General features: G+C 32.4%; 4 protein-coding genes. All 4 read left to right on the top strand.

The annotated features are described in order from the left end of the window. A partial coding sequence (locus ACK5M9_RS15935; protein ID WP_416894113.1) for a DNA cytosine methyltransferase occupies positions 1–260 on the top strand: 260 nt, incomplete at its 5' end. Beyond that, positions 260–475, top strand: a complete 216-nt coding sequence (locus ACK5M9_RS15940; RefSeq protein WP_416894114.1) for a hypothetical protein — start codon at positions 260–262, stop codon at positions 473–475. The genes ACK5M9_RS15935 and ACK5M9_RS15940, both read left to right, overlap by 1 nt. Before the next feature lie 19 nt (positions 476–494). Next, entirely contained in the window at positions 495–680 is a 186-nt protein-coding gene (locus tag ACK5M9_RS15945; protein ID WP_416894115.1) for an adenine-specific methyltransferase EcoRI family protein, read from the top strand. Between the two features lie 994 nt (positions 681–1,674). Beyond that, positions 1,675–1,897: S-adenosylmethionine synthetase N-terminal domain-containing protein (locus ACK5M9_RS15950; protein WP_416894116.1), on the top strand; the 223-nt coding region annotated here is incomplete at its 3' end.

A 1,897-nucleotide genomic window follows, 5' to 3' on the forward strand; every position in this document is an offset into this window, starting at 1 on the left:
AAATTGTTGGGACTATCACAACTCGTGGAGAGTTAAGTATTGAAGAAACTTTAGAGACAGATTTAGATAACTTTTTCCCAATTAGAATTAGAAAACTTACTCAAAGAGAAGCCCTAAGATTAATGGGAATGAGTGATATAGATATCTCTTTAATATTTGAGATCATTACTGCAAAATCAGCACAATACAAATTAGCAGGAAACTCTATTGTAGTTAATGTGTTGGAAGATCTATTTAGAGCAATCAAGTGGGGATATTAATGACAGATAAAGAAAAGATAATAACATTAGAGAGACAAGTAAGAGCTCTTAGGACATTATTAGAAGACTACACCCACCTAGAACTCCACCTTACCTACCAAGATATTGTAAGGGATACTGAGATCACAATGGAAGAATATGTTGACTATAGACAATTAGTTGAAGAATCTCATTCAGGAGTTATTATGATCACACAAGAATTAATTCAAGAGTGAGAAGAAGAGTATAGAAGGTATGCCAAGAAAAAATAATGTAAAAACATTAAACAAAGCGAAAGCAAATAAGAATGATGAATTCTATACAACAAGAAAGAATGCAGAAGATTTTCTTTCTTACATAAAGGAAGATCTTAATCACAAGAAGGTGTTGCTACCGTGTGATACTAGAGATAGTGAGATTTATATAGTGATGAAGGAATGATGACCTGAAGCTGATATTACACTATCAGATATAACTAAAGCGTCTTTCTTAGATTTGGAATTTGATGATTATGAATATGTAATCACCAACCCCCCTTTCTCCCTATGGAAACCATTGGCACAAAAACTTATTAATGATGCAGAAGAAGGTAAGACATACAAGTGATTATTTATGAACATCTATCTTAGTATCATATCAGTATATTTTAAACCACTATGAGAGATTAGTGATTGATCTAAAACAAAAAGTTTTAGTTGAAAAAACAATGATAAGAAGATAAGTATAAGGTACCACTCTAACTTTATCAAGTTTGAAAAGAAGGAATTAGAATTCCTAACTAGAGAGAGAGAGAGAGAGAGAGAGAGAGAGATCCTAATCGCTGATAATGGGTGGAAGTATATTAATAACATTAAACACTTAGAACCTATTGATGATATATGAGCTACAGTTGGTATATTTGATAGAGAGTATAAAGAATGATTTACTCCTATTGAAATGAAGAACCCTGTGGTGAATGGGAAAAGAATCTTTGGAAGAATAAGATTAAAATTGAAAAAAAATTGCACAAATAAATAACTTTGTGTTATAATAAGTACGTAATAAAAAAGGAGAGAGAAATGAGAACAACAAAAGTTTTAGCAAGAATAGAATATATGAGTGAACCTATTCTTTATAAATTTGTAGATACTCTGCATCAAGTAGAGATGAACTACTACCTACCAGAAGAGTGAGAAGTAGAAGTATCAGTAGAAGAGCTGAAAAGAGAGATTGGGGAAGCAGGAGACTGCCACACCCTAATAGAAAGTATTATTGCAGGAGAGATCTTAGAAGAGTTTAAGAATTCTCTACCTGTAGAAGTGGAACATTTAGAGAATGTACCATTCGTGACAGATGTTGTAATAGAAGAATCTATTCAACAAGAAATAGACAAAGAGTTAGAAGAACTTAAAATAACAGATGAAGAATATAGGAGAAGCGTATCGTTTAGTTAATTATGAGACATAAAGATTTTAATAACTGTATAGAATTAGTGGGACAAGGGCACCCAGATAGATTTGCTGACTACATTGGAGAAGTAATCTTAGAAAAAGCACTAGAACAAGATAAAGATTCTAAGGTAGCAATTGAAGTATTAGCTACAAGACACTCTATCTCATTAGGTGGGGAACTAACAACCAACACCCCCCTACACTTTGAAGAGATTGTATATGATGCAA

This window comes from Mycobacterium sp. (genome assembly GCF_047975165.1).
Classification (GTDB): domain Bacteria; phylum Actinomycetota; class Actinomycetes; order Mycobacteriales; family Mycobacteriaceae; genus Mycobacterium.